General features: G+C 32.7%; 7 protein-coding genes. 6 read left to right on the top strand and 1 reads right to left on the bottom strand.

The window, feature by feature from the left end; translation table 11 throughout:
- The coding region (locus tag ACW2QF_RS13860) for an amino acid--tRNA ligase-related protein (RefSeq protein ID WP_455716600.1) at positions 1-416 on the top strand (416 nt) is incomplete at its 5' end.
- Between the two features lie 94 nt (positions 417-510).
- On the opposite strand, the gene ymfI is transcribed toward ACW2QF_RS13860, so the two are convergent.
- The gene (ymfI, locus tag ACW2QF_RS13855) at positions 511-1,242 is read right to left on the bottom strand and encodes an elongation factor P 5-aminopentanone reductase (protein WP_455716599.1); all 732 of its coding nucleotides are present in this window, start codon (positions 1,240-1,242) and stop codon (positions 511-513) included.
- 273 nt (positions 1,243-1,515) lie between these two features.
- On the opposite strand from ymfI, the gene ACW2QF_RS13850 reads away from it, so the two are divergent.
- From ACW2QF_RS13850 to ACW2QF_RS13830, 5 genes are all read left to right on the top strand, one after another.
- Positions 1,516-2,661, top strand: coding sequence for a LytR C-terminal domain-containing protein (locus tag ACW2QF_RS13850; protein ID WP_455716598.1), 1,146 nt, complete (start codon positions 1,516-1,518; stop codon positions 2,659-2,661).
- A gap of 87 nt (positions 2,662-2,748) precedes the next feature.
- Positions 2,749-3,480, top strand: coding sequence for a WecB/TagA/CpsF family glycosyltransferase (locus ACW2QF_RS13845; protein ID WP_455716597.1), 732 nt, complete (start codon positions 2,749-2,751; stop codon positions 3,478-3,480).
- An 11-nt stretch (positions 3,481-3,491) separates the two neighbouring features.
- Positions 3,492-4,370, top strand: coding sequence for a YitT family protein (locus ACW2QF_RS13840; RefSeq protein WP_455716596.1), 879 nt, complete (start codon positions 3,492-3,494; stop codon positions 4,368-4,370).
- A 191-nt stretch (positions 4,371-4,561) separates the two neighbouring features.
- On the top strand, positions 4,562-5,674 hold the full coding sequence (locus tag ACW2QF_RS13835; RefSeq protein ID WP_455716595.1) for an ABC transporter ATP-binding protein: 1,113 nt from the start codon (positions 4,562-4,564) through the stop codon (positions 5,672-5,674).
- Between the two features lie 259 nt (positions 5,675-5,933).
- Entirely contained in the window at positions 5,934-7,022 is a 1,089-nt protein-coding gene (locus tag ACW2QF_RS13830) for a PucR family transcriptional regulator (RefSeq protein WP_455716594.1), read from the top strand.
- Positions 7,023-7,198 lie beyond the last annotated feature (176 nt).

The following is a 7,198-nucleotide window of genomic DNA, read 5'->3' as shown; positions in this document are numbered from 1 at the left end:
ATTATGAAGATTTTGAACCAGAAGAAGAAAAATTATTATATGAAGTAATTAAGAAGAAGACAGGAAGTGAATTTATCTTCGTAACACATTATCCCGCTAAGAAACGTCCTTTCTATGCCATGGAAGATCCAGAGGACAAAGAAGTTACCTTAAGCTTCGATTTATTATTTCGCGGGCTTGAAGTTACTACTGGTGGACAACGAATTCATGACTATGAAGATCAAGTATCAAAGATGGAAGAGCGTGGTATGACAGTAGATTTATTTGAGAGTTATCTAATGATGCATAAGTATGGTATGCCACCACATGGAGGTTTGGGTATGGGACTTGAACGTTTTACAAGTAAGTTATTAGGCCAAGACAATGTACGATTGGCAACATTATTTCCAAGAGATAGGAATCGACTTATACCGTAAAGTTAGTTTATTTAGAAACAACTTTTCTAAATTGAATGCCATTATGTTGTCATACAAAATGGCATTCAACTATATGATGTTTCTTATTTTATTTTTATAACCAAGCCCCATCGAAAGGAATAATCTGACCTGTAAGATAGGTATTACTAGTAGCAATAGAATATACAAACTCTGCTACATCTTCTACCTTTCCAAAACGCCCACTAGGAATTTCCGCCTCTAATTCTTCTCTATCTTCTTTAGGAAGGAATTGATTCATCTGTGTATCAATGGCACCACAAGCGATAGCGTTTACTTGTATATTACTTGGAGCAAGTTCTTTGGCTAATGCCTTAGTGAAAGAATTAATACCCCCTTTGGTTGCAGAATAAGCAACCTCGCAAGAAGCACCTGCAATTCCCCATACAGAAGATATGTTAATAATACGACCAGATTTTTGGTGAACCATACTAGGAATTACAGATCTAGAACATAGGAATACAGAAGTTAGATTAGTTGTAACAATGTTATTCCACTCGGCAAGGGTGAGATCACTTAAGAGTCCAATATGTGATATTCCAGCATTATTAATAAGAATATCAATATGACCAAACGCTTCAATGGCACCTGAACATAGCTTCATAGCATGTTCTTCTTTGCCAATATTACCAACATAAGTGATACAACGAACGCCAAGGGATTCAATTTCTAGTTTTACTTCATCTAGTAAAGCAACGCTAGAGTTACAATTAATTGCAACATTGTATCCAGCTTTGGCAAATTCTATAGCAATCGCCTTACCAATGCCACGAGAGGCGCCAGTAACAATGACAGATTTTGAGATCATAGGAATCTCCTTTCTATTAGCTCCTTTGATATAAGGTATACACATAGGTTCATTGTAATAACTACTTCCTAAAAAAGCAAGGACATGAAGGAAATTCCATAGTTGATACTTTTTTCTGTATCTGCTATACTACTTGGTGTACAAAAAGGTAAAACCTTCTATTAATGAAGGATATGAAATTATAAATATTAGATGAAAGGAATCGCTATAGCCATTATTTCTATAATCTATGGGAATAGTGTACTATTTAGTGTGCTAGGGAATAAGAATACTATGAAGCGAAATAAACATTATCATGCATTTATAAGAGGATTTGTACGAACTGGTTGCATGATGTTACTAATGTTTATTGTTGGTTTTGCAACATACAAACTAACTATAGGAATTTATAAATTAACATATAAAGATAGAGTACAATCTAGTAGTCAAGGTAGCTTAATTGCCAATGATGGTACAGCAGACAATATTTGTAAGAATCTAATATATATAACAGATGACGAAGAGAATATACAAGGATTTATACTAGAAATTGTGAACTCATATACGAATAACCTGGATTATGTTACAATACCAAATACTACGAAATTTGCTTTGTCTACAGATTTGTATAAAAAATTGTACGCAAAGAATGAGCAGGTTCCTCAGATAATTACTTTGGATAATTTGAATACGTATTTTGATGGATCTACAAGGTTTGCATATGGAAAACTTATAATAGATGAACTTATTGGAACAGAACTTAGTTGTTATACAATAATAAATGAAGAAACTGCTGACTCAATATTTGATGAAGAGACAAGAACAATATTATTGCAAACTGGTGAACAAGTAGAGGGTTCCGTTTATGTAGTGAAGGAAAGCTTAATGGATTCCTTATCAGCGGAAGAGTCTTACTCGATGAAGGAATATTTATCCAGATTTTATGGGGTAGCAAAATCCAATCTATCATTGGAAGGAAAACAAAAATACGCCTCCACATATCGTAATGTGAATAGGGATTATATTTACTATCACATAGTACCAGGAATACATCAAACAGATTATTACGATGTAGATTTAGAACTAACCAAGAATCTAGTTTCGCAATTAGTTAATAATGAAGCATATACAATCACGCAAGATGCAACGCAAGACGTTGCGGAAGTTTCATCAGTTGGATTAAGGATTTCATTATTAAATGGAAGTAAAATTACTGGATTAGCAAGTAAATATAGTACTATAATTCAGAATGCAGGATTTTCAGTTAGTGAAATAGGCAATTATACAGATGAGATATTGCAAAATACAAAGATTGTTGTAACACAGGAAGGTATGGGAAGAGATTTATTACCATTATTCCAAGATGCAGTAATTGAAGTAGGAACTGTACCAGTAGGTTTTGATATACAGATTATATTAGGAGTTTCAGAGAATAGATAGGAATAACCCGTTTAAAGCCACAATTTAGTTTGTGTGAACCAGTTCTTTATAAACTGGGTAACTGAAAAGTTACGTATGGAGGTTAAAATGAAAAATAAAATTAATGTAATGGGAGTCGACCTGGATGTTATATCTGTACTAGCGTTCAGTCAGAAACTAAAAGAGTTTCTGCTTAATGATCGTCTTGATATTGTATTCCTAATTACTGCAAAAACTCTTGAATATGCAAATAAAGCTGAAGAATTTAAAAACAGCCTTGCTTGTGCAGATTATGTATTGCCATCACAAGAGATGCTTCTGGCGCTTGTGTATCCACATATATATGAAAATGCGAATTATGTTAGTGATTTTCATAAGTTACAGTTAAGTTTGCGTAATATGGATTGCTCGAAGAAGACAGTATTCATCGTGTCTAATATGGTTAATCAAGTGGAGAGTTTCTTAAATTATAAAAGAAAAGCGGAAGAACGTTTTATTATTGAAAATTCGTACATGGGTGATATAACTGAAAATGAAGATCTTGTTATTAATGAGATTAATGCAACAGCACCAGATATCCTAGTGCTTGCATTAGAAAGTCCAGAACAAGAATTATGGATAGATAGAAACCATACAAAGTTGAATGCAAAATTATGTCTAGTTTTAGCGGACATAAAAGATGGTATGTTAAAGGAATACAATGAGATTCCTACCGTAATTAAAAAACTTGGGTTACAAGGAATATATCATCATGTGAAAGCGTGGAGACCTTTAAAACAAAGTAATGAAAGACGTATATTTAAGAAGAAACTAGAGAGTTATAACAACAATACAAAATAGTGGGGAGAATTATGGAAGTATTAACAAAAAGATCAAAGGGGATGGATGTATTATTAATTATAATAGGTACTTTACTCGTAGCAGTTTCAGTTAATGTAGTATATGAACCTCTAGGTATGGTAACTGGAGGCGTGTCTGGTTTAGCAATTGTTATTAAGTATTTTACGAGTAATTTGATAGATGGGGGAATCCCAATCTGGTTTAGCAATCTTGTAATTAATATCCCATTATTTTTAGGAGCCATACTACTAAAAGGAAAGAAATTTGTAGGAAAGACATTATTTGCAACGGTATGTTTTACCGTTGCTTTATACATTGTACCAAGTTTTAATATTGAATATCAGGATTATCTGTTGGCATCGGTATTTGGAGGTCTTATTGGAGGCGTCGGCCTAGGGCTTGTATTTGTAACTAGAGCAACAACAGGTGGAACAGATTTGTTTGGTATGATAGTACAAAAATACTTTAAGCATTATACCGTACCGCAGTTACTTATTGTGATTGACGGCGTAATTGTTTTAACAGGAGCAGCTGTCTTTGGTTTGGATAAAGCACTGTATGCCGTTATTGCTGTTTATATTAATTCCAAAGTAATGGATGGTATTCTAGAAGGTTTAAAGTTTGCAAAAGTTGCGTATATAATATCAGATCATTATGATGAGATAGCCAAAGAGATTCTGTATAAGATGGATAGAGGAGTTACGGGAATATCTGCTCGTGGTATGTATTCTAATAATGATAAGCAGATGTTGTTTTGTGTAGTTTCTAAGAAGGAGATAGCACCTGTTGTAGATATTGTTTCATCAATTGATAAGAAAGCTTTTATAATCGTTAGCGATGCCAGGGAAGTTATGGGAGAAGGATTTATAGAATATAGACAAGAAAAATAGAATTTTTCAGTTAATTTCTTAATAAACCTAGTTGTTTTACGAAGTGATATACAAATTAGACAAAAGGCCATTTTTTTATTTGGTAAAATGGAGCATGGTTTTTGCTAGATAAATAGTGTATCATTAGATTATCGAATTGGTATAATATTAGGTTAATAAAAAACAAGAAAATTCTAGGGAGGAACTGTTTAATGGCAAGTTTATCATTAAAAAATATTAATAAAACATATCCTAATGGGTTTGTAGCAGTAAAGGATTTCAACCTTGAAATCGCAGATAAAGAATTTATCATCTTCGTAGGACCATCTGGTTGTGGTAAATCTACAACTCTTCGTATGATCGCTGGACTTGAAGAAATCTCTTCAGGTGAGTTATGGATCGGTGATAAATTAGTTAATGACGTAGAGCCAAAAGATAGAGATATCGCAATGGTATTCCAAAACTACGCATTATACCCACATATGTCAGTATATGACAACATGGCATTTGGTCTTAAATTAAGAAAAACTCCAAAAGATCAAATTGATAAATTAGTACATGAAGCTGCAAGAATCCTTGATATCGAACATTTATTAGATCGTAAACCAAAAGCATTATCAGGTGGTCAAAGACAACGTGTTGCCATGGGACGTGCTATTGTACGTGATCCTAAAGTATTCCTTATGGATGAACCTTTATCAAACCTTGATGCAAAACTAAGAGTTCAAATGCGTATTGAGATCTCTAAATTACATCAAAGACTTGAAACTACAATTATCTATGTAACTCATGACCAAACAGAAGCTATGACACTTGGTACAAGAATCGTAGTTATGAAAGATGGTCTTGTTCAACAAGTTGATTCACCAATCTCCTTATACAACAAACCAAACAACTTATTCGTAGCTGGTTTCATTGGTTCACCTCAGATGAACTTCATCGAAAGTAAAGTTGTTAAGTCTGGTTCAGATGTAAACTTAACTTTTGGAGCTTTATCTATTAAATTACCAGAAGTTAAAGCTAAAGTTTTACTTGAAAAAGGTTACGAAAACAAAACAGTTATCCTTGGTATTCGTCCAGAAGATATCCATGATGAAGAAATCTTTATGGAATCTTATCCAGGTAGTGTTGTTGACGCAACAGTTAAAGTTTACGAATTACTTGGTGCTGAAGTTTACTTATACTTCACAATCGATCAATTCGAAGTTACTGCACGTGTTAACCCACGTACAACTGCTAGACCTGGAGATACAATCAAAGTTGCATTAGATTTATCAAAAATCCACTTATTCGACAAAGAAACAGAACAAGTTATCTGTCACTAATCAGATATTACAAAGAGGCACATTTATTGTGCCTCTTTTTTTATATATGGTATTAATTAATAACGAAAATAGAAATTGTAAAAGAATAAAGCAAAAATATATATTAGTTTAACAACTTAACAAAATGTGTTTTATCTTAATTTGATTAAAATTGCTAAAATTTATAGTTACTTAATAGCAAATTAGTTTACATTTAATAAAAATAGTGATAATATTAGTGTAAGTAAATTTATAATTTGCGAAACAGAGGAGTGAATATATGATATCGAACCAAATTCTTCAAAATACAATTGAGGGCCTAAAAGTAATTACCCGTATTGACATATGTGTAATGGATACAGAAGGCAAGGCATTAGCATCGACTATATCAAATGCAGAAGATTATGAAAGTGCTGTTTTGGCATTTGTAGATTCTCCGGCAGATAGTCAAGTTGTGCAAGGATATCAATTCTTTAAAGTATTTGATGAACATCAGTTAGAATACATCATCCTTGCTAAAGGAGACAGTGAAGATGTGTACATGATTGGAAAGATTGCTTCTTTCCAAATCCAAAATCTATTAGTAGCATACAAAGAAAGATATGATAAGGATAACTTTATTAAGAATCTGCTATTGGACAACTTATTGTTAGTAGATATTTATAACCGTGCTAAAAAGCTCCATATTGATACCGATGTTAGACGTGTTGTGTTCATTATTGAAACTAAGAATGAAAAAGATATGAATGCTCTTGAAACGGTTCGTGGTTTATTCTCTACTAAGACGAAAGATTTTATAACTGCTGTTGATGAAAAGAATATTATTCTTGTTAAAGAGTTAAAGCAAAATGAAACATATGAAGATATGAATAAGACAGCAAAAGTAATTCTTGATATGCTTAATACCGAAGCCATGACAAAAGTTCATGTTGCTTATGGTACGATTGTTAATGAAATCAAAGATGTTTCTAGATCGTATAAAGAAGCCAAAATGGCTCTTGATGTAGGAAAGATCTTCTATAGTGGACGTAATGTAGTTGCTTACAATAACTTAGGAATTGGCCGTCTTATCTATCAATTACCTATGCCTTTATGTAAGATGTTTATCAAAGAAATCTTCGATGGTAAGTCACCAGATGATTTCGATGAAGAGACATTAGCTACAATTAATAAGTTCTTTGAAAATAGCCTTAACGTATCGGAGACTTCAAGACAGTTATACATTCATAGAAATACATTGGTTTACCGTTTGGATAAATTACAAAAGAGCACTGGTCTAGATTTGCGAGTATTTGAAGATGCTATAACATTCAAGATTGCTCTTATGGTAGTTAAATATATGAAGTATATGGAAAGCCTAGAGTATTAATTAATTGAGATGTGACTTTTAGTTATAATAATATAGCACCGATTTGCTCCAGTAGAGTAGTTATACTACGGGTTTCAAATACGGTGCTAAATTAATTTGTGCTTGAGACTCATAGTTTACAAGAAGTAGAAGGACAAGGTATTATTATGAAAAATGAAGTAGAAGAATTATTACAG

The sequence above is a fragment of the Anaerosporobacter sp. genome (assembly GCF_965301125.1).
This window is presented reverse-complemented; position numbering and strand designations above follow the sequence as displayed.